The sequence below is a fragment of the Sporosarcina sp. FSL K6-1508 genome (assembly GCF_038007465.1).
GTDB classification, from domain to species: domain Bacteria; phylum Bacillota; class Bacilli; order Bacillales_A; family Planococcaceae; genus Sporosarcina; species Sporosarcina psychrophila_B.
The window spans coordinates 2,106,344-2,127,773 of record NZ_JBBOXF010000001.1; the positions used below are offsets into that span (position 1 = coordinate 2,106,344).

A 21,430-nucleotide genomic window follows, 5' to 3' on the forward strand; every position below is an offset into this window, starting at 1 on the left:
CTAAACTTATTTTGAATGGTTACCTGTCATGACAGACAGGAAGTTGTGGAAAAACCTTTCATAATCTAAGTCATATGCAATACGGTGGTTTGTTCCGTTATTGACAAGTTGGGCTTCAGGCTGTATCTCTGCAATACTTTGCCCCCTTGTGAGTCCTTCTAGTTGTTGCCCAATTTCGATAGGGTAAGACTTGAACGTGAACATTTCGGGATGTATCACCGCAATAAGTGTCAGTACATCATGCACGGGGCTTCCTTGAAGAGTTGGATCCCGTTCTTGATAAAATTCAGTGTAAAAGTCCATTAGCGGTTTAAAGATAGCAGTTTTTCCAAAGTAATCAATATAATCGACCATGTCAGGTGTGACAATCGCTTTTTGTGTTGCATTTAACGGGACGATAGTGACATTTTCAGCGGATGAAAGAACGATTTTTACGGCGATAGGATCCGCATGGAAGTTTGCCTCTGCAGCACTTGTGACATTACCAGGAACACAGAATGCGCCTCCCATAATATAATACTCTTTTACATTGCTCATTAAATCTTTATAAAGAATGAACATCGTAGCAAGTGAAGTTAGACGGCCTATATTTACGATAATCAACTCATCTTTATACTTTTTGATTATATTTACAATCTCCAGGAAGTTTTCAATGATCAATTCAGGCCCATCTGGAACGATGGGTCCAAGGCCGTGCACACCATGAATTTCAGGATAGTAAGTAGGTTGTTCTGCAGTCATCGGAGCCTTCGCACCGCTTATGACCGGGATATCTTTAGAAAAATTGAGCAAGTTAAACAAGTAATGGATGTTTGCAATTGCATCATCCCTTGATACATTTCCATAATCGGCCACCACTCCGACAATATCAATTTCATCATTCAAGTGAGCGTAGATTAAGGCTACTGTATCGTCAATTCCAATATCCCCAATTAAAAGAACTTTTTTTGCCAATAGAAACTCTCCTTTCATATACGTTTTTACTGAACTGGATAAATGTGCTCCATTTGTGTATTCCCATAGTATGTGTCGGCAGGACCTTTCGTATCCACACAGACTTTTCGTTAAATCCTATTAGCCTATATTATGGTGAAAGGGACCAGTATGCTACATCAACCTGTTGGTTCAAAGATCGTGTAAAACATGGCGTGAAATTTGAGTGATGCTTGCAGTGCACGGGTGCCCTAAACGGAAAAACTATGAAAAAGAACCTTGGATGTTCCAAGGTTCTTTTCATAGTTTTTTAAATCCTTCAATATAGGTTTGTCGAATACTCGCAATAATTTCTTCTTTACTGAAACTCATTTCATTTTTTTGATGAAGGAATAAGTCAGGACTTAAGGCTGCTACTAATGTGTGTGCAGTCAAAGTTGTATGCAGCTTCACTATTTCACCATTATTAATCGACTTTAAGTATAAGTCAGAAATAATTTTGTGCAGGTAAAGAAAGATGGGGTGGTGGAATTGTAACAGTTGTAACTCACGGCTGTATTCTATTTTGATAATGACGAGCATGGAGGCTTTGTCATCAATATAGTCTGCAATTTTGGTAATTACATTATCCAATTGTTCCAAAGGGGTTAAGGTCTTCTCGGTTGTGGTAAGTAATAAATCAAGTTCTTTCAAGAAGTTCTGCGTATTGCTGCTTAGGATTTCCATGCAGATTTCACCCTTATGGGAATAGCGGCGATATAGGGTGGCTTGCCCAATAGCGGCGGCTTTTGCAATTTGGTGCATCGTGACATTTTCAATTCCATACTCATTGAACAGTTTTTTTGCTGCAGTTACAATTCGATTTCGGTATTCTTCAGAGTTTTTTTGACCACTGCTCATTAGGGTCGATTCTTTTTTAACTAGGTCTGTTTCATTTTCGTTTACCCGCTCGGTCATTGTGAAATCCTCCATTCTGTTTTTAAAGCGAATCTATAGAGTAGATAAGTTGCGTTTGACAAACCGGACAGTTGTCCGTATTATATTTCTAGAGGACAGTTGTCCGGTTTCATTGTAACATTCCGCACAAATTGCAGTCAAACAGACTTCACACAAATCAGGGGGATTATAGATGGAGAAGAACGTGGCACCAGAAGAATTTCGGATTAGAAGTATCATCGTACCTTTGCTAGCTATTATTGCAGGGGTGTTCATGGTTGTCCTTAATAGTACATCCATGAATGTTGCGTTAACTACATTATTGAAAGATTTAAATACTGACTTTCCTACAATTCAATGGACAGTCACTGGTTATATGTTAGCCCAAGCTTCTGTAATCCCGTTAGCAGGTTGGTTGTCTGACCGATTTGGAGCAAAAGCGGTGTTTTTAAGTTCCATAACTCTATTTACAATTGCATCTATTTTATGTACAATTCCGAATAGTGCCGGCTGGCTTATCGCTTTCCGTATTGTTCAAGGACTTGGCGGCGGTTGTGTAATCCCAGTTGCAATGGCATATGTGTACAGACTTAGTCCACAGCATAAAGTCGGGACTGTCATGGCTATGATGGGGATTCCGATTTTATTTGCGCCGGCAATTGGACCGGTTCTTTCAGGCTGGCTGGTAGAATTCTACTCATGGAGATGGCTTTTCCTCATTAACATTCCAGTGGGAATCATCTCTATATTGATTGGTCTAAAAACGTTGCCAAAAGTGGAACGTCAAACGGTAGCAGGAATAGATTTGCCTGGTATGATTCTTGCTCCTATCGCTTTCGCCGGATTGTCCTATGGTGTAATTGAAGGGGCGACTAGTTGGACTTCTGTAAATACAATTGCAGGTCTCGTAATCGGCGGAATAGCTTTAATAGCCTTTATCATCAGGGAGCTATCGATTGAAACGCCGCTACTAGATCTTCGAGTCTTCCGTTCAATCGATTTTTCGATTGGAATTATCGTGCAATGGATTGGTCAGTTTGCGCTATTCGGGGCAATCTTCCTTCTTCCACAATTTCTTCAGCAAGCAAGAGGTTTTGGTGCATTTGATACGGGAATGATTTTACTGCCACAGGCGATAGCTTCGATGATTGTAATGCCGATTGCAGGTTACTTGTTTGACAGGATAGGTGTTCGTTGGCTTGTTGTTATCGGACTTGGTCTCGTTTCAGGAGCCACTTATCAATATTCACAAGTGGACGTGACGACTACCGGGAAAGATTTGCTAATACCGTTAATCATGGCCGGTGCAGGTATGGGAATGATGACAATGCCTATGAATACACATCTATTCAATATGGCGCCGCGTCATTTGGTCAGCCGAGTGACGTCACTGACGAATTCCATGCAGCAGGTGATCAATTCATTATCTGTCGCAGCTTTGGTAACGATTTTATCAGCACATGTGACCCTTAGAACTGATGAATTAAAAGAAGCAGCCCAATCAGCTACGGGAACAGTTTCTCCGACACCAGAGAGCATGCAGCAGGCAATGGCAGAAGTAGCCGCAAATTCGTTCGGTGATACATTTGGATTCATGGTGATTGTTGCGATTATTGGAGCGGCTTTAGGACTATTATTGCGCCGTCATAAGACATCTTCTTGAGTCGGCGAAATCAGGGGAAATTCGGAGTGACAGTCACCAAGTCAAATTTGACACTATTCAGAAAAAATGCCCATCTGCTCATCCATTTTAAAAAGGGCGGAGGATAAGACGATGTAGAAAGAAGAAACGGGACCCCCTGCGCAGTTAAGCTCGTAGAGGAGTTCCGTTTCTTGCTTTTATACCTTTTCCACAAACTTGGATTGTTTTAGCCACTTCTATATCGTACTTCCGGTCTTCTGTGGGATATGATTGGTCAGAGTTGATATATGATCAATCTTAACCATTGTCATTCAACGGGATACATTGCGTTGGATGGGTGTTTAGTGAAACAGATCTGATTCCTTGGACTTGGTCAATAGATGCTTTGTTTTTTTATTTATCCGTTCTTTCAGGAAAGTACCGAATAGCAGGAATGCTAGACCGACACCTGCTAAGAATATAAGATCGATGCTTACTCTTCTCCAGACGATTCCGCCCACTGCTTCACGCATTAAGTCAACGGCGTATGTGAATGGAAGCGCGGGATTAATAAATTGGAAAAATTCCGGTAGTAAAACAACTGGATAAGTCCCGCCTGATCCGGAAATTTGCAAAACAAGCATAATGATGGAAAGGGCTTTTCCAACATTCCCAAACACGGAAACAAGTGTATAGACAATTGAAACGAAAATAAGGCTGATAAATAGCCCGAATACGACAAACCAAAATGGATTATGGACCTTTACACCAATCAGGACGATGTCTCCGATCGTCACAATCAAGGTCTGGAGAAATCCAATTGCCCAAAACGTGAGAAAACGTCCGAAATATATCTCCTTAACGATATAATTGTCACCTTGCATTGTGTCAACTGCAAGTAAGGAAATGAGCAATAAACAGCCGACCCAAATGGAGAGCACTGTATAGAAAGGGGTCATTCCTGTGCCGTAGTTTTCAATAGGGAATAATTTATTTTCATTCAAAACGATCGGTTCTTCAAAAAAGGAACGTTCCGCTTGCGGGTCATTTTGGAGAAGCTGTATGATCTCATTGATTTCCACTTCGCCTTGAACTTTTCGGATACGTTCTGCAAGTTGTTTTACCTTGTCATTAACATAAGGAAATTCCCCAAGGACAGTTTCAATCATTTTCTTTCCATCGCCGACATGAACGTCTGTATTACTGATAATCTGAATGGCCTCAGGAAGGGTCGAATGAATACCATTTAATATTCCTTTAGCTTCGAGCACTGTGTTCTTTGCGTTTCCAATTTCAGCGAGTACCCGAGGTTCTATTGTTTGCTTATATTCTTTAATGAATGCATCTAATTTGATAGAAGTAGTAGCAGCGATTTTCTGCAATTCGTCAATAGCTTCTTTAAATTGCTGCTGTTTGCCTTGAACGATTGCGTTGACATTTTGCACATTTCCTTGAATTTCCTGAAGGTAACTTTTTAGGACTGCAGTTTTTTGAATGGCTTCGTCAAGCTGCTCTTGCCCTCTAAAAGAAGTAATAGCAGAAGATTCTTCGTCTGTTGACGGAGAGGATTGCGAAGCATTCATGTCGCTAAGAAGTTTTAAATCCGCTTCGACAGTTCCAACTGTATCAATTGCTTGTAGCATTCTTTGTTCAAGCTGTTTTTTTACATTTTCCAATTCAGTGAAATTAAGGTCAACAGATTGAACTTTCTTTAGAAAGTCATTGGATTCGGCAGAAATCTCTTGTACGGTCTTTAAATCTTTGTTTATCTTCGGAGCCATTTCATTCAGTTTTTTTTCAGCCTTCGTAAGAAAGTCTGCGGTGCTATTGAGCTTCGAAAGCCCGTCGGCTGTTAACCGTTGAACATCAGGCATTAGGTTCTGCGCTTTACGAATGATCTTTTGTGCAGATTTAGTATCGGTTAATGATTCGTTCAGCAATTTATTGATAACAGGTAGATTTTTTTCCAAATCAAAAATATACCGCTCAAATTTTTGAATGTCCGGCAAGTCATTTTCAATTTCAATGCCTATTTCATTGAAAATAGTAAAAATGACGCCATTTACTGTCGATATGAATTCTCCACTCATTTGGTCTACAATAACACTAGCGCCTTTTTCAGTGATTTTCGGGGCAATGGAATTAATCTTTTCATTAACAAAATAATCCATTTCTGCTTTTTGGGGTCTATCGGTAATGACGGAAGACAACTTTTCGGAAAAATCCTCAGGAATAATAATGACGGCAAAGTAATCACCGTACTCCACTTTCTCCATCGCTTCCTTCCTGTTAGTGAATATCCATCCCATATCCTTATTCGTTTTTAATGTTTCAACAAGCTGTTCTCCAACATCGATTCGGTCTCCGCGTACAGTTGCCCCGCTATCCTCATTGACAACTGCAATTGGCATTTGGCTGGTTTGTGAATAAGGGTCCCATGATGCGATGATATTTAGCCATGCATAGAGGGAAGGGAGGAAAATAAGTCCGCCTATAAGAATTGCTGCCATCCAATTCTTACTTGTATTTTTGATGTCTGAAGTAAATATTCCCCATGCATTCTTCATAGAATCGCCTCCCTATAATCTTGTAATTCACTTTCCCTTTTATTAATTCAATTATTCAATATTATGAGGAAAATATTAAGTCGTTGGAGGGGGTGAGGGAAGAGCAAACATATATCAACGCATATCTTTTTATGTAAACGACTGAAATTCTGATTGACAGCTTGTTCTCAACGTCGACTTACTTGATTTGGATAGTAATAGTCCTGTCTGTCCCATGTTTCCCAAAGTGTGAGCATAAAATACCCGAGAAAGCTGAAACAACAAGTTAAGAGGGGGTGAGCCTGTTACGATTATTCTATAAAAACGTCTCTAATGAATACAGAGGTTAAGTACTATTGAGGATGTCTGCCTTAACTTAAAGTAAAATGAACCTTTTCATATGCTGTTGTGTCTAATTCATAAGAACGGTTGAAAAGGGGGATTGTATGGATGAAATCGACCTAGCGAAAAGAGCTAAAAAACATGATACACAAGCGTTTTTATTGCTGATGGCTCTTTATAAAGAAACGCTTTACCGAACGGCTTTTTCATTTTTGAAAAATGAGCATGATGCCATAGAAGCACTTCAGGAAGTAACCGTGCGCGCCTATAAAAAAATACATACTGTGAAAGAGCCAAAGTATATGAAGACTTGGCTTGTCAGAATCATGATGAACTACTGCCAAGACCAACTAAAATATAAACAGCGTTTTACCTTTAGCCAAGAATTATATGAAATCGAAGCTGAACTCAATTTCACACATCTTGAAATCGAAGAAGCCCTCTCCAAGTTACCAGACGCGGGACAACGATTGATTCACCTGAAGTATTTTCAAGATGTTAAAAATAAAGACATAGCCGTCAGTGAGAACATACCGGAAGGAACGGTCAAATCGAGATTGCATCATGCATTAAAAGCATTGCGAAAATACCTTTCAGAGGAAGGGGAATCAGATCATGTTTGAACATGAAAAAAAGCAGTTGGAAGCGTATCGAGCGAAACTGGAGGAAGTGCCCATCCAAGCCGACAAATTGAATAAAGCAATCGAAATGGGTGTTCATATAGCTGAAGCGGATGTCCGAGAAATGAAACGGAAGAGGAGGAAATTCATATGGTCATTTGCAACTGTTGCCATACTTGTTCTTGCCTTTGCAACAACGATCCGAATTTCGCCAGCATTTGCAAATGCCGTTTCTGCAATACCTGGGATGGGGAAAATTATCGAGCTTCTTCAATATGATAAAGGGATGCAAGCAATTGTGGATAATGATTACTATCAATCCGTTCATGCCAGCCAGATGAAGGATGATCTGACAATCACAATTGATGGCGTTATATTGGATGAAACAGGAATGGTCATTTCCTATACACTTGAAGCACCCTTTTCGCTCGAACAAATTAACTATAAAAAGATTAAGTTGTTCCAAAACGGTGAGGAAATTCCTTACGCCGCTATGTCATATAACGAACCCGATCAAAAGCATGACAACCGTAAAGAAGATGTGATTAACTTTTTATTTAACGGTAAACAAGAATATGCCACACAGGACTTTGTACTGGAAATTGAAGTAGATAATACTCAGAAAACTACTTTTTCACTGCCTTTTAATGTGCCGCAAGATGTGAAAAAAGGAAAAGTTTATACAGTAAATCAAAAAGTCGAAGTTGAAAATCAAAAAATAATGATCCTATCAGTCACGGTCCATCCACTGCGAGTTGAAGTGAAAATTGCATTTGACGAATTGAATGCGATGAAAATATTGAATTTTGAAGACATGCGGATTGAAGATGAAAAAGGAGAAGTTTGGAGTAAAATCCAAAATGGCGTAAATGGTTTGGGCCCAGGAGAAAATGAGCAAATACTTTATTTGCAAAGTAATTATTTTGAACAGCCGAAACAACTTCATTTCAAGTTTAATAAAATCCAAGCTTTGCCGAAGGAAGAATCATTTCTGCTTGTAGATGTGGAAACGAAGAAAGTATTGAAACAACCTTCAGTCGGAAAAATCGAAGTTTCAAAAATTACACAAAATAACATTGAAATCCGGATGCCGGCGGGCAAGGAAGAATTCAACTTTTTCCTATTTTCGTCAGTTGAAAATGAAAATGGAGAAAGTATTGAAACAACTGGTCAATCAGCTTGGAGAGACACTGAATATAACTATTATGGCATCAGCTTTACGCAAGCTCAGTTTGCCGAGCCGCTGAGAATCGATTTCTTTGCTTATCCGAATTATATTAATGGTGACATTGACATCGAATTGCATGAGTGATGTGTTCAAATTAAGTGAAAGTGCTATCCAATAAGGAGCATTCATTTTAGGTTAATTGCAGGAAATCATCAATCGAGTTCGTACCGATTTAGACATGCAAAAAGCCATTCCCTCTGCGGAATGGCTTTTTCGTTATTATGGAATCGGAAATAACTAGATCAGGTATAAATAAAGAGCGAAAACAAGGATATGAGAATAATAATTGAAATAATAAACATGAAGCCAGAAAATAATACGATTGTTCCAAATCCACGCCAAGAGGAAAAATTATGGACAATCCCAATTCCCTTACTTTGAACTATAAGCGCAAAGATAGAGACTCCCAACACGACCCACGTTTGTAAGAAGAAAAAGCCAATAGACATATTTGTTCCGAACGGTCCGCTTGGTGCGTCAAAAAGCTGCTTGCCATATAAGAAAATTGCAATTACTCCTATAGGCGCTGTCCAAATTGCAGGAATTGCACTAGCGCCGGTTGCAAGACTCATTTTTCGCATTGTCCCTGTACCGCCTAGTATTTTGCCGATCCATGTATAAGCTGCTATTGCAATTCCCCATCCGGCGAGTCCTGAAAGTAAGCCGATAAAAAGAATGAGAACGATTGTGGTTGGTAAGTTGAAACTTTCAAAAAAACCTAAGTCTGCAAATGCAAATATACTATTTGCAAGAGCGGAAATGGAGATAAGCATGAATGAGTATACAATTGATTTATGATCAATTATATACCGAATCGTTTTGCTTGGCTGAGTCCAAATTGAGAAAAATGGATTCACTTAAATTCTCCTTTTTACTAGTATACGCTCCATCAGAAATTGTATTACCGATTATTTTGTCCTCATTTTGCAAGCACTCTTGTGGTCAACTCTCTAGACTCCCGTGTTTATAAAATAAAACAACTGTTTTCCTGCTGCTCTTTACTAAAGTAGAAAGAAAAATTATTGGTTGTTCCTAAAATTGTTTGTTATACAGAGATTCCGGAAAAATTCACTTTACTATATATGCTCAAATAAAGAATCCGATTGAAGCTGCTGTGGCACTCAATAATGAAAGAGTTATAATTCGGGGTGTGTATTTAAGAACGCTTGGCGCTTTGGGGATGCCTTCCGCCGTAAGCCTGGATTATCGCTTCGCATCCAGTCTTACGGTTTCGGCGACCCCTTTGCCGCGCCTGCGCTAAGGTGTTCATTATCGGGAGAAATGTGATTTTAAGATGTATATGCCGAGATTATAATTTGATTACTATTCGATACTATATATTGAATTAAAGAACTCCATTGAACCGCTACGGCGCTAGGGGATGCCTCCCGCCATAAGCCAAGCAGCTTCGCCGCCAGTCTTATGGCTTCGGCTACCCCTGTTAAGGCGCCTTCGCTCAGTTTTTACACCGGATCCATTTGTTCAACATATATAATTATAGTCAAGAAAGACGCACTCTGGGTTGTAGATTTCATCACAGCTAATGAAATACTCTTTCTCAAATAGACCATCCAGCGCAGGCGCGTCTTCGTGGTAGCCGGAGCGATAAGACTGAAAGCGCTCTTCTTTCCGGCTTATCGCGGGAGGCACCCACAAAGCGTCGAAGCGATATTAGTAGGATTTCTAATTCATTCCTCATGTATTGGGCCATTCGTTGTTCACATTCAATCGATTTATGGCACTCCAGGTTGTAGGTCTTATCCCCGAAAACGAAATGCGCTTTCTCAAATAGACTATCCAGCGCAGACGCGTCTTCGTGGTAGCCGGAGCGATAAGACTAAGGAGGGATGCAGTTCAATCCCTCCCAAGTGGTCTCCTTTCTGGCTTATCGCGGGAGGCATCCACAAAGCGTCGAAGCGGTAATAGTGGGAATTCCAATTAGCTTTAATTAGTGGAGGTTTTTCATTAGCCTCCCAAAAGCTCTTGTAAACCGCATACGCCAGATACATTTGTTCATTATAATTAGTACATCAAATAGATTTCATTTTTTTAAAAAAAGACTTACAATGTCGGAATCCGAAATAACGAGGGGTGGATACTGCTAAGAAAATTTTACATATTTACAATTTACGTAAAAATAAATGATGTCCTATCGTATATTTCCTATCGCCGGAATCATACTAACTACAAATTTTATGAGAGGAGAGAAAAGAGTGGAATCTGAACAACAGCTTCAGCAATTAAAACAACTGCAAATTCAACTGCAACAGCTCGAACTGCAAATACAGCTTCAACAACAAGAAAGTCAGAAAAAAGAATCAGCACCGACGCAGGAGCAACCGCCAGTAAAAGAAGAATCACAGCAAACACAAACTCAAGCAGAACCGGATCCGAAACAGCCGACACAATCAACCCCTAGCGATCCACAGCCGCAAGAACAAAAAGCGCCACCCAAAACACCAGAAATAGCGAAGGAATCTTCCATTTATTTTGAGCCTCCGAAAGCATTATCCACAATACAAGTCGGCTTTTTGCGAAATTTGCTGAGCGCTAATTTACTTGCAGTGAAACAATACCGGCAAGCCGCTCAAAACAGTCAGTTGCCTGATTTAAAGTGTCAGTTCGAAGAAGCGGGTCAATTGCATTTGTCGCAGTATGATAAATTGTTAACTCTATTGGAGGGAAATGGAGGTAATGCTCAGTGACTTCTTCAAAAAAAAGTGAAAACCAAAAGACCCCACATTCACAAAAGACTGGAGTCAATGACTATGACTTGTTAAGCGCCGCACTAGCAACCGAAAAAAACTTGACTAACAGTTATGTAACTACTTTGCAGGAAGTGAGTCAGAAGATGTTTTATTCGTTACTTTTAGACCTGCTTAAGGAAACAACCCAACAACATCGCAAGTTGTTAGACCTGCAGTTCCAGCATGGCTGGAGCCCGTTTTCCCCGGCGGCTCCGGAAGAGATCGCGGCACTTAAGCAGGAGTTCTCTGATTATAGACAGCAGCTGAAATAAGACAAGCATGCCGAAGTAAACACTACTTAATTGAACTCCGATTAGGTGGTGTTTATTTTCAAGCTCTATAAGTTGGAGTATCGAATCTGGTGAATAAATCTTATGATTCATAAAACTAAAGAAATCCATAAAATATGCTTGAAAAATACAAAGCTATAAAGAAGAAGACTGGATACGATTAAAATCTGGAAATATCGTCTGGGTTCAATCATCGTTAATATAATTAGCAATACTAACGGTAAACAGATTTTAATGGTATAGAACCCCAAAATACTCCAATCATAAATGACGCGCATTAGCGGGTTTGCTTCGGTAATATGTTTTTGTTGAATGCCGAAGTCGGTGAAAAAGGAATCGGCAGTGGCTAAAAGTAAAAGGGCAATCCCCGGAACGAATAGTTTATGACGGCTTGTAAAGAAAAGCTTCGCATTCATGTTATGGGTTCCTCCTCTCCGACTAGAGTAAGTGTCGTAAAACTAGGATGGGGAAATTTAAAGCGATTAAACCCTCTAAAAAGAGCAAAAAGATGCGGAGAATGTGTTTTCTTTCGTATACTGTACTAAACAGTAGGTTCTGGGGATGTTGGAAAGAAAGAAGGGGTTCGGATGATTCGGACGATAGGACTTTCTGAAGAAAATGAAATAATTTTTGATTTTCCGCTAAACGATATTCATATCCGACGATTCAAGTGGTATTGGATTGATTTCAATCAGCCTGATGAACAAGAAATCATCTTATTGGATTCATTTTTTCATTTTCATCCGCTTACTATTGAAGATTGTTTGAACGGCCTGCAACGACCAAAAGTAGATTTTTATGGAGAATATGCTTTTTTTGTATTACATTCTTTGTGCAATAATAATCTAAAAGCCGAAGAGTTGAATCTATTTCTGGGGAAAAACTATGTTATAACCTTTCATCATTCAATAATTCAAGAGTTAGAAAATGCTAGGAATCGGATTATTGATACTCCAAATAAATGGAAACAGGGACATATCTTCGTTGTACATCAAATAATCGATAAAGTTGTGGATGACTACTTTCCAGTACTTCATAAAATTGAAGATCATCTGAATGAAATTGAGGACAGTCTTGCACCGTCAACCGTTCATTTATCCATGGATTCTGTATTCGACGTCCGCAGCAACTTGCTTCGACTAAGAAGGACAATCATACCGATGCGCGATCTTTTACACCGGATGATTAGTTCCGAATCGCTGACGTTATCAGCAAATGAGAAAGCTTACTTTAGTGATATCTATGATAATCTATTGCGGCTCGGTGATATACTGGAATCCAACCGGGAACTAACTGCAGATATTAGAGACAGCCAACTGTCCATAAACTCCAATCAAATGAATCGGATTATGATGATACTGACGATTGTATCATCGGTATTTATACCTCTCACATTCATTGCGGGTGTGTATGGCATGAACTTCGACTTCATGCCCGAACTTCATTGGCGCTATGGCTATATCATTGCCTTAAGCGTCATGCTTGTAATTGGGCTAGCTATGTTGACATTATTTAAATATAAGGGTTGGCTGAGGATGTTTAAATCTTGAAGTCCCCTATACGGTTATCGCAAAAGGTACCAGCGATCAATACGATTTTAATCGTGCTGAATACTGGTACCTTTTTTTGTTAACCATTTTTATGCTTCTATTCGAGGTTTTGCAGGATTACTTGTCGGGGGTGGCGTTCCGGCTGATTCCGCCAATTTCATTAAATAATAACTTTCCTCTCGAGCCATATGATCAGCCATAAGTGCAGTGAAAGTTCCCAGCGCTTCTTTATTCAGTTCCATTTCTTCTAATTCCTGCAAAAACACTTGAAAAATTGTCATTTCCAAATGAACATCATTATGGAACTTTTCTAAAGCAGGGAATTTCATGATGTTTGTTCGTAAGAAACCAGCAAGTTCTATTGCTTTCAAATAGAAATCTTCCCATTCCTTTGTGAATTTACGGCTTTTCTCATGCAGTGGTTTTTCAACTCGATCCAGGTTTGCGTCAATGGCACCTGCATGACCGGCGGCGTCAAGTAACCAAAGCAAATCATGATGGAGCGGGTGGACGGCCGGTGCTATCTGTCCTTTTTCCAAATAGGAAAAGAGACGGATCGCTTCTTCTACTTCATTGACCATATGGTTGATGAAGGATGGAGGTAAAGAGATTTTTATATTTCCGATTAACTGTTCCTGAATTAATTGCAATTTAAATGTACGAATTTCCTCACTTGCCATTTTTGCATTCTGAAGCAGGGTGAGAAGTTGTTGCTCATCTAATTGCTGTCTAGAAGTTGTAAGCAGTTGGTCGAATTTCTCTATGAACGTATTCGAAATCTTGATATTTTCAATTTCACTGGGCGATAAGGAATCATGGATGAAACGGCTATGGTCTCCCAAAATTTGTAGCCAAAAATGAAGTTCAAATAGTGCATCCTCTTGAAACGATTTATCCAAAAAGTGACCTCCTCTTTCCACTATTATTCGTATGAGTTAGGTCTAGTGTTTATGAAAAAAAGTATGCAGAGAATAAGAGATAGGTATCTGGAACAAATAAGCTCTTCTGTTATGAAAATGCAGCTGGGATGCCATTTTTTGCAACGTCTATCAAAACGAAAAGCAATCCGAAAACTGTATTAAGTTGAAATGAATAGTTTCCCATACTCCATGCTTTGGCACTTCGTGAATGCCACCAGCGATACGGCATATACAACTAACAAGTGGGGACCCAATGATTTCAAATTAAGAATCTTTACCTACTTGAGTCAATTTCATAATAGAACAACCGGCCTTAAAATCCGAACGAGATTGCTTTCCGCGGGTTGGCATCAGCCAATCGGACAGCGTAGGCATCTGTTTACTGCTCTCAACGCTTCGCTTTTGATCGCAAAAGCCGTTCTTCGTGACGGCTTTCGCTACAATCAACGAGATTAGAACTTTATATTTACGAACAATGAAGCAAGTAATCTTATAAATTTCCGCATTTTTATTTGGAAAAGGTATTTACGAAATTAACACACTTGATTATTAAAGAGAGGAGAGTTAATGTATTAATAAATCAGTATATTATGAACATACCGACCGGTTAGTATAAATTTGGTTTATAGAGTGAGAGGCGGATGATGACAATGAACTTTTCATATTCGGAAAAGACGATTGAATTGCAAAAGAAGTTGACGGCATTTATGGAGGAATTTGTTTATCCAAATGAAAAGACTTTTGACGAACAGTTAAATGCACAGGAAAATCGCTGGACGCAAAATCCACCAATTATGGAAGAGTTGAAAGCGTTAGCACGCGAAAGTGGTCTTTGGAATTTATTTCTCCCGAATAGTGAACTGGGTGCGGGTCTTACCAATGTGGATTATGCCCCGCTTTGCGAAATTATGGGCCGTTCTTTAATGGGGCCGGAAGTATTTAACTGCAGTGCACCTGACACAGGAAACATGGAAGTGCTTGTCCGATATGGTACGGAAGCGCAGAAAAAACAATGGCTCGAACCGCTTTTAGATGGCGAAATCCGTTCATGTTTTGCAATGACAGAACCAGATGTCGCTTCAAGTGACGCAACAAATATCCAGTCAAGCATTATCCGGGACGGGGACGAGTATATATTAAATGGGCGTAAATGGTGGATTTCCGGCGCGGGCGATCCGCGTTGTAGGATTGCGATTTTTATGGGTAAGAATGATCCGACTGCTGCACAACATGAACAACAGTCGATGATTTTAGTGCCGCTCGATACACCAGGCGTAAAAGTAGAAAGAATGCTTTCCGTATTTGGCTATGATCATGCCCCTCACGGACATGCGGAAATCACATTTGACAATGTTCGTGTACCAGCTGAAAACATGTTGTGGGGTGAAGGGAAAGGATTCGCGATAGCGCAAGGCCGTCTAGGACCTGGCCGAATTCATCATTGTATGCGGTTAATTGGCGCTGCTGAACGTGCGCTTGAAGAAATGTGTATTCGTGTCCAACAACGTTCTGCATTCGGTAAATCAATTGCTGAACAAGGCGTCATTCGGGAATGGATTGCAGAATCGCGCATTGATATCGAACAGGCACGCCTTTTGACGTTAAAAGCAGCTTACATGATGGATACGGTTGGAAATAAAGAAGCGAGAGCAGAAATCGCAATGATTAAAGTGACCGCGCCAAATATGGCACTGCGTGTAATCGACCGCGCTATTCAGGCATTCGGTGGAGCGGGCGTAAGCGGAGATTATACATTGGCGGCGCAGTGGGCGAATTCAAGAACGTTGCGTCTCGCAGATGGACCCGATGAAGTACACCGCAATCAAATCGCACGTTTGGAACTTAAAAAATATGCAACTCACGGAAAGGGGAACTAATTATGACAGTACTTGACCTTTTTAGATTAACAGGGAAAACAGCAATTGTTACAGGTGGTGGCAGAGGACTTGGGTCACAGATTGCAAAAGGATTTGCGGAAGCAGGTGCAAATGTTGTGCTGTGTTCACGCAATGTTGAAGCGTGTATTGAAATGAGTAAAGAACTGGAAGCATTAGGTGTCCAATCGATTGGACTAGCATGTGACGTCACGCAGCAGGTAGACGTAAAAAGAGTAGTGGAAGAGACGAAGAAACTATTTGGCACGATAGACATACTTGTCAACAACAGCGGAGCGACATGGGGTGCACCTGTTGTTGACATGCCCTACGAGGCATGGAAAAAAGTAATGGACGTAAACGTCAATGGCACTTTTTTGATGAGTCAGGAAGTGGGCAAAGTCATGATTGAGCAAGGAAGCGGAAAGATCATTAATATCGCATCCGTCGCGGGACTTGGCGGGACGCATCCGAATTTTATGGATACGATTGGCTACAACACAAGCAAAGGGGCGATCATTACGTTTACGAAAGATCTTGCTGCTAAATGGGGCCAGCACAATATTAACGTCAATGCGATTGCACCCGGATTTTTCCCAACCAAAATGTCGAAAGTCACAATTGAACAAGGGCATGATTATATCTTGAATTCCACACCGTTAAGCCGTTTAGGCTCAGAAGAAGACTTAAAAGGTGTCGCTCTTTTCCTTGCATCGAAAGCTTCTGACTATGTGACGGGAGATATTCTGCTAGTCGACGGTGGAATGAGTGCATTATGAAAGAAGAGCTTACTAGACAAAGCATTCAGTTGTTTGAACGGAAAGGTTTTAATTCAACATCTGTCCAGGACATTGTTGATTCGCTGGGCGTGACGAAAGGGACTTTTTACTATTACTTCACAAGTAAAGAAACACTTCTTATGGACATCCATCTTAGTTATATCGACGATTTATTAAGTAGACAACAGAAGGTTTTAAACAGCAATGCAAGTTGTGGAAAGCAGCTTGCAGAAATTGTTGAGATGCTCATAAATGATATACAGACGCAAGGTTCCAATGTTCGTGTCTATTTTAGGGAAATGCGTCATTTATCAGAGGAAAACAGTAGGGTTATAAAAGATAAACGAAGATTGTTCCACCTTACTATTGAGCAAATCATTAAGGAAGGTATAGAAAAGAAGGAATTTCGAGAAAATCTAAAACCTAAAATGACTACTTTTGCTATTTTAGGAGTTACAAATTGGAGTTATGAATGGTTCGACCCATCCGGTAATATATCTCCGAAAGAGCTTGCGACTATGTATATGGATTTCATCCTACACGGAATAGATATAGGGGGAATGAATGATGAGTGCGAATGAAATTAAGCATATTCTTGTCGTTGGAGCGGGACAAATGGGACATCAAATTGCTATGCTGTGCGCGCTTGGGGGATATAGGACTTCACTGCAGGATGTAAATAGTGAAGCACTGAAAGATGCAGAAAAGAGTTTGAAAGAGCGTATGGATAAATGGGTTGCAAGTGGGAAGTTAACTGCGAGTAGCAAGGAAACTGCTTTTCAAAATCTCATATTCACGGATAATCTAAACGAAGCCGCGAAAGATGCAGATTTTGTAATTGAAGCGATTGTGGAAAAACTAGTTAGTAAACAGAAATTGTTCAGGGAACTGGATCGTCTTACACCGAAACATGCAATCTTAGCTTCAAACAGTTCAACGATTGTGAATTCGCACCTGGCAGAAGTGACGGAGCGTTCAGACAGAGTTTGCAATATGCATTTCTTCTTCCCGCCGTTGGTTATGGAGTGTGTGGAAATCGTTATGAGTGAAGAAACGGCAGAAGAAACAGCACAGACGACATTAGCAGTTTGCGAGAAAATCGGTAAAACAGGCATTATCCTTCGAAAAGAAATTTCGGGATTTGTCGCAAATCGAATATTAGGCGCAATTCATAAAGAAGCAATCGCACTTTATGACAAAGGTATTGCCGACTTTAAGGATATAGATATAATCGTGAAAAAGTCGCTTGGACATCCTATGGGCCCATTTGAAGTCATTGATTTGTCTGGCGCGGATGTTGTCAATTTCGTTATGGAACAACAATACGCGGAAACAGGCAATCAGGAAGACAAGCCTGCTACATGTATTGTGGATAAAGTCAAAGCAGGTCATTTAGGGAGAAAAACGGGGCAAGGTTTCTATACGTATTAATAGATACTAAAAAAAGGAAGTGAAAAGGTTGATAGAAACGAGTATAGATACAATACCTGTCCGAAGTGGGGAAGAATTGGATGCCGAAATCTTGACTGAATTTCTTCGAAGAAGCATTGAGGGTTTACCTGAAGGAGAACTGAAAATCCGGCAGTTTGGATCGGGCCATTCGAATTTAACTTATGAACTCGAAATGGGAACTTGGCAGGCAGTGCTCAGACGTCCTCCACTCGGTCCTGTTGCCGCAAAAGCACATGATATGGAGCGGGAATTTAATGTGCTCTCAGCACTTCATCCTGTCTTTCATACGGCACCTAAGCCACTTATTTTTTCGGATGAACTATCCATTACTGGCAGTCCATTTTTCATCATGGAAAGAAGGAGCGGCATTGTTCTCGATACCGATTTTCCGGATGGTACTGAAATGACTGAAGAAATTGGACGGAAAATATCTGAAATCATGGTCGATAAACTCGTTGAATTACATGCAATTGATTATAAAAAAACTGCACTTGCCGATATGGTCAAGCCGGATGGTTTCTTGGAAAGGCAAGTGCAGGGCTGGATTGGGCGTTATGAAAAAGCGAAGACGTCCGACATTCCTGAAGTCGCGGCATTAACGGCCTGGCTTCAATGGAATATGCCAGAATCAGCCGAACCGACAATCATTCATTATGATTTTAAATTAAATAATGGGATGTTTTCATCTAATTATACTGAAATGACAGGATTGTTTGACTGGGAAATGGCGACTGTAGGAGATCCCCTGGCAGATGTCGGGGCGGCCCTCAGTTATTGGATGCAAGCAGATGATCCTGCCATGTTACTGAATGGCCTTGGCAAACCGCCGATTACAATTAAAAAAGGTTTCTTTACTCGGGACGAATTTATAGCTCGCTACGCGGAAAAGAGTGGCCGTGATATGACAGCTATTAATTACTATAGTACATTTGCTTACTTTAAACTGGCAGTCATTTGTCAACAAATTTTCTACCGCTATAAAAATGGGCAGACAAAAGATCCGCGATTTGCTAATATGGATAAATTTGTTGAGACGCTTATGAAGCAAGCGATGACCGGGGCGACCAAATAATGATGAAAACCCAACCTAAACTTCATGTCATCCTTCAAAAAGAAGCTATTTTGCCAGAACTGATTGATAACCATAAAGTGGCCGTCGTGTTTGATATTTTACTTGCGACGACGACAATCGCCACACTTCTTAACCATGGGGCAAAGGAAGTTATCCCTGTAATGGACGAAGCGGAAGCATTAAAAGTAGCCGGAAATCATGAAAAAACGACAACGATTATTGCTGGTGAATCTGATGGATTGACCATCGAGGGCTTTGCCGATCCGCTTCCCACCCAACTTAAACAAGTGGCTGAAGGGAAAACAATTATTCTTTCAACAACGAATGGCACGGTTGCCATTCGAACTGTCGCGAACGCCAAGAAGGTATATGCCGCTTCACTGGTTAACGGACATGCTGTTGCCAAAAAAGTCGCAACTGAACATAAGGATGATTCGATCATCTTAATTTGTGCAGGAACTATGAGACAGCTTTCCTTGGAGGATTTTTACGGGGCAGGCTATTTTATTGATGAATTACTTCAGCGAAGTGACTCCTGGGAACTGACCGATTCTGCAAAAGCCGCACTTTATCTATATAGAGGAAAGAAGGAAAATGCTGTTTCAATACTTAAAACGTCCTTAACAGGTCAAATGCTTATGAAAGTGAATCAGGAGGAAGATATTTTCTTTTCTGCAGATAAAGGAATGAATGACGTCGTACCCGAATTTGATAACGGAATAATGATTGTGAAAGGGGATGGAGCAATTGATGACTGATCAACTAACCTATCGCGGTGCTTCATTTTTACACAGCTCTTCGCAACACGAAACTATTTTTACTCCAGAGGACTTCACGGCTGAACACTTACTGATTGCAGAGACCGCCAGGAAGTTCATTGAAAAAGAAGTAAGGCCCCACAACGACCAAATAGAAGGAGGAGACTTCGAACTTGTCAGGTTGCTCCTTGGGAAAGCGGGAGATCTGGGCTTAATTGCCCATAGTATTCCTGAGAAGTATGGCGGGCTTGGACTCGATAAAATCACAAAGGGACTCATAGGTGAAATTGTCGGTGCTGCAGGCGGATATAGCGTTGCGCATTCGAATCACACATGCATCGCAACGTTGCCGATTACGTATTTCGGGTCAGCATGGCAAAAGGAAACGTATTTGCCAAAACTGGCGTCTGGTGAATTTATCGGAGCTTACTGTCTTACTGAACCATCCGCGGGGTCTGATGCATTAGCCGCGACGACGACAGCAATTTTGAATGACGAGGGAACACACTATATCTTGAATGGCTCAAAAATATTCATTACAAATGCTTCATTTTCCAATACTTTCATTGTCTATGCAAAAGTAGATGGTACGGCGTTCACGGCATTCATCGTTGAAAAGGACTTTCCGGGCTTAGCACTTGGACCTGAAGAACAGAAGATGGGTATTAAAGGTTCATCAACGACAGCTGTGTTTTTTGAAAACTGCGAAGTGCCTGTCCGAAATGTATTAGGCGAAATTGGAAAAGGGCATCATATTGCATTGAATGTACTGAATTTGGGCCGGTTCAATCTTGGTTCTGCCTGTACAGGGGCGGCAAAGTACAGTTTGGAATTAGCACTTGATTATACAAGTGAACGGCAACAATTTGGCAGAACGATTGCATCATTTACAGCGACGGAAGAAAAAATCGCGGATATGGCAATACGTATTTATGCGTCGGAGTCGCTTCAATACCGCACTGCTTCCTATCTGGAAGAGGCACTCGGTGAATTAAATGAGTCTCGTGATATTAAACTTATTGCAAGTCGTATGAGAGAGTATGCAGTTGAAGCTGCTGTAAGCAAGGTTTACGGATCTGAAACACTCGATTACGTTGCCGATGAATCGCTCCAGCTTCACGGTGGTTATGGCTTTATAAAAGAGTATAAGGTTGAACAAGTGTATCGGGATTCACGTATTAATCGTATTTTCGAAGGAACGAATGAAATCAATCGCCTGCTAATACCGATGTCCCTCTTGCAACAGGTGGGAAAAGGAACGGTTCCACTGCCGAATCTCGTGGCTCGAGCTACTGCAGAACTGAAACAACCAACCGGGCTATCGAATGAAAGATTTGCCCGTGAAAAGAAAGCAATCCAAACAATACGCAATGTGTTTTTACTCACCTTTGGACTTGCCTATGAAACGTTCCAATCTCGTATTGTAGATGAGCAGGAAACTCTCTTGAAACTGGCTGACATTGCAATTGCGCTCTACGCTGCTGAATCTGCTGTATTACGGAGTGAAAAATCACTCGCAAAAAATGGGGGAGAAAAATCGTTGCTTAAGGTGAAGCTGTCAGAAGCCTTGATTGACGACTTGCTGTTAGAAGTTGAAATGAGGGCACGTAAAGTGATTTCAGGCATGACGACGGGTGAAAAACGTAAGACAACACTTGCTGATGTAATGAATCGATTGAGTGAACTTGCACGTGAAGGCTCGATACAAACAAAAAGGGATATTGCTAAAGCAATTAACAAATCTAAGCAATATATATCTTAA

19 protein-coding genes are annotated in these 21,430 nt (G+C 40.6%); 13 read left to right on the top strand and 6 right to left on the bottom strand.

The features are described from left to right. Positions 1-6: 6 nt before the first annotated feature. Complete coding sequence (locus MKZ11_RS10595; protein WP_340794413.1) at positions 7-954, bottom strand: nucleoside hydrolase; 948 nt, start codon at positions 952-954, stop codon at positions 7-9. A 279-nt stretch (positions 955-1,233) separates the two neighbouring features. After that, complete coding sequence (locus MKZ11_RS10600) at positions 1,234-1,890, bottom strand: TetR/AcrR family transcriptional regulator (RefSeq protein WP_340794414.1); 657 nt, start codon at positions 1,888-1,890, stop codon at positions 1,234-1,236. Positions 1,891-2,062: 172 nt separating this feature from the next. Here MKZ11_RS10600 and MKZ11_RS10605 point away from each other — a divergent pair, with 172 nt between their 5' ends. After that, complete coding sequence (locus tag MKZ11_RS10605) at positions 2,063-3,532, top strand: DHA2 family efflux MFS transporter permease subunit (protein ID WP_340794415.1); 1,470 nt, start codon at positions 2,063-2,065, stop codon at positions 3,530-3,532. A gap of 320 nt (positions 3,533-3,852) precedes the next feature. Here MKZ11_RS10605 and MKZ11_RS10610 read toward each other — a convergent pair whose 3' ends face one another. After that, entirely contained in the window at positions 3,853-6,057 is a 2,205-nt protein-coding gene (locus tag MKZ11_RS10610) for a YhgE/Pip domain-containing protein (protein WP_340794416.1), read from the bottom strand. A gap of 425 nt (positions 6,058-6,482) precedes the next feature. Between MKZ11_RS10610 and MKZ11_RS10615 the strand changes: the two genes are divergently transcribed. Both MKZ11_RS10615 and MKZ11_RS10620 read left to right on the top strand, forming a co-directional pair. Next, positions 6,483-7,001: a sigma-70 family RNA polymerase sigma factor gene (locus tag MKZ11_RS10615; RefSeq protein WP_340794417.1), complete on the top strand. Its 519-nt coding sequence runs from the start codon at positions 6,483-6,485 to the stop codon at positions 6,999-7,001. Further along, on the top strand, positions 6,994-8,310 hold the full coding sequence (locus MKZ11_RS10620; RefSeq protein ID WP_340794418.1) for a DUF4179 domain-containing protein: 1,317 nt from the start codon (positions 6,994-6,996) through the stop codon (positions 8,308-8,310). The genes MKZ11_RS10615 and MKZ11_RS10620 overlap by 8 nt, the downstream gene beginning before the upstream one ends. A 158-nt stretch (positions 8,311-8,468) precedes the next feature. On the opposite strand, the gene MKZ11_RS10625 is transcribed toward MKZ11_RS10620, so the two are convergent. After that, on the bottom strand, positions 8,469-9,083 hold the full coding sequence (locus MKZ11_RS10625) for a YIP1 family protein (protein WP_340794419.1): 615 nt from the start codon (positions 9,081-9,083) through the stop codon (positions 8,469-8,471). A gap of 1,356 nt (positions 9,084-10,439) precedes the next feature. On the opposite strand from MKZ11_RS10625, the gene MKZ11_RS10630 reads away from it, so the two are divergent. Both MKZ11_RS10630 and MKZ11_RS10635 read left to right on the top strand, forming a co-directional pair. Beyond that, positions 10,440-10,931, top strand: coding sequence for a hypothetical protein (locus tag MKZ11_RS10630; protein WP_340794420.1), 492 nt, complete (start codon positions 10,440-10,442; stop codon positions 10,929-10,931). Further along, on the top strand, positions 10,928-11,245 hold the full coding sequence (locus MKZ11_RS10635) for a spore coat protein (RefSeq protein ID WP_340794421.1): 318 nt from the start codon (positions 10,928-10,930) through the stop codon (positions 11,243-11,245). The genes MKZ11_RS10630 and MKZ11_RS10635 overlap by 4 nt, the downstream gene beginning before the upstream one ends. A gap of 107 nt (positions 11,246-11,352) precedes the next feature. Here the strand turns inward: MKZ11_RS10635 and MKZ11_RS10640 are convergent, their stop codons facing one another. Beyond that, positions 11,353-11,679, bottom strand: coding sequence for a DUF5658 family protein (locus MKZ11_RS10640; RefSeq protein ID WP_340794422.1), 327 nt, complete (start codon positions 11,677-11,679; stop codon positions 11,353-11,355). A 171-nt stretch (positions 11,680-11,850) separates the two neighbouring features. Here MKZ11_RS10640 and corA point away from each other — a divergent pair, with 171 nt between their 5' ends. Continuing rightward, positions 11,851-12,813 (top strand): magnesium/cobalt transporter CorA, encoded by a 963-nt coding sequence (gene corA, locus MKZ11_RS10645; protein WP_340794423.1) that lies wholly within the window; start codon positions 11,851-11,853, stop codon positions 12,811-12,813. A gap of 89 nt (positions 12,814-12,902) precedes the next feature. Here the strand turns inward: corA and MKZ11_RS10650 are convergent, their stop codons facing one another. Further along, on the bottom strand, positions 12,903-13,712 hold the full coding sequence (locus MKZ11_RS10650) for a DUF2935 domain-containing protein (RefSeq protein WP_340794424.1): 810 nt from the start codon (positions 13,710-13,712) through the stop codon (positions 12,903-12,905). Positions 13,713-14,383: 671 nt separating this feature from the next. On the opposite strand from MKZ11_RS10650, the gene MKZ11_RS10655 reads away from it, so the two are divergent. Genes MKZ11_RS10655 through MKZ11_RS10685 form a run of 7 tightly spaced genes read left to right on the top strand, consistent with a single transcriptional unit; the run spans position 14,384 to position 21,430 of the window. Further along, complete coding sequence (locus MKZ11_RS10655) at positions 14,384-15,610, top strand: acyl-CoA dehydrogenase (RefSeq protein ID WP_340794425.1); 1,227 nt, start codon at positions 14,384-14,386, stop codon at positions 15,608-15,610. A 2-nt stretch (positions 15,611-15,612) separates the two neighbouring features. After that, a complete protein-coding gene (locus MKZ11_RS10660; protein WP_340794426.1) occupies positions 15,613-16,386 on the top strand; it encodes an SDR family oxidoreductase in 774 nt (257 codons plus the stop codon). After that, positions 16,383-16,967, top strand: coding sequence for a TetR/AcrR family transcriptional regulator (locus MKZ11_RS10665; RefSeq protein ID WP_340794427.1), 585 nt, complete (start codon positions 16,383-16,385; stop codon positions 16,965-16,967). The genes MKZ11_RS10660 and MKZ11_RS10665 overlap by 4 nt, the downstream gene beginning before the upstream one ends. Further along, positions 16,954-17,817: a 3-hydroxyacyl-CoA dehydrogenase family protein gene (locus MKZ11_RS10670; protein WP_340794428.1), complete on the top strand. Its 864-nt coding sequence runs from the start codon at positions 16,954-16,956 to the stop codon at positions 17,815-17,817. The genes MKZ11_RS10665 and MKZ11_RS10670 overlap by 14 nt, the downstream gene beginning before the upstream one ends. A gap of 31 nt (positions 17,818-17,848) precedes the next feature. Beyond that, complete coding sequence (locus MKZ11_RS10675; protein ID WP_340796968.1) at positions 17,849-18,910, top strand: phosphotransferase family protein; 1,062 nt, start codon at positions 17,849-17,851, stop codon at positions 18,908-18,910. After that, the gene (locus MKZ11_RS10680) at positions 18,910-19,668 is read left to right on the top strand and encodes a 2-phosphosulfolactate phosphatase (RefSeq protein WP_340794429.1); all 759 of its coding nucleotides are present in this window, start codon (positions 18,910-18,912) and stop codon (positions 19,666-19,668) included. Before MKZ11_RS10675 ends, MKZ11_RS10680 begins: the two co-directional genes overlap by 1 nt. Beyond that, positions 19,661-21,430 (top strand): acyl-CoA dehydrogenase family protein, encoded by a 1,770-nt coding sequence (locus MKZ11_RS10685; RefSeq protein ID WP_445327045.1) that lies wholly within the window; start codon positions 19,661-19,663, stop codon positions 21,428-21,430. Before MKZ11_RS10680 ends, MKZ11_RS10685 begins: the two co-directional genes overlap by 8 nt.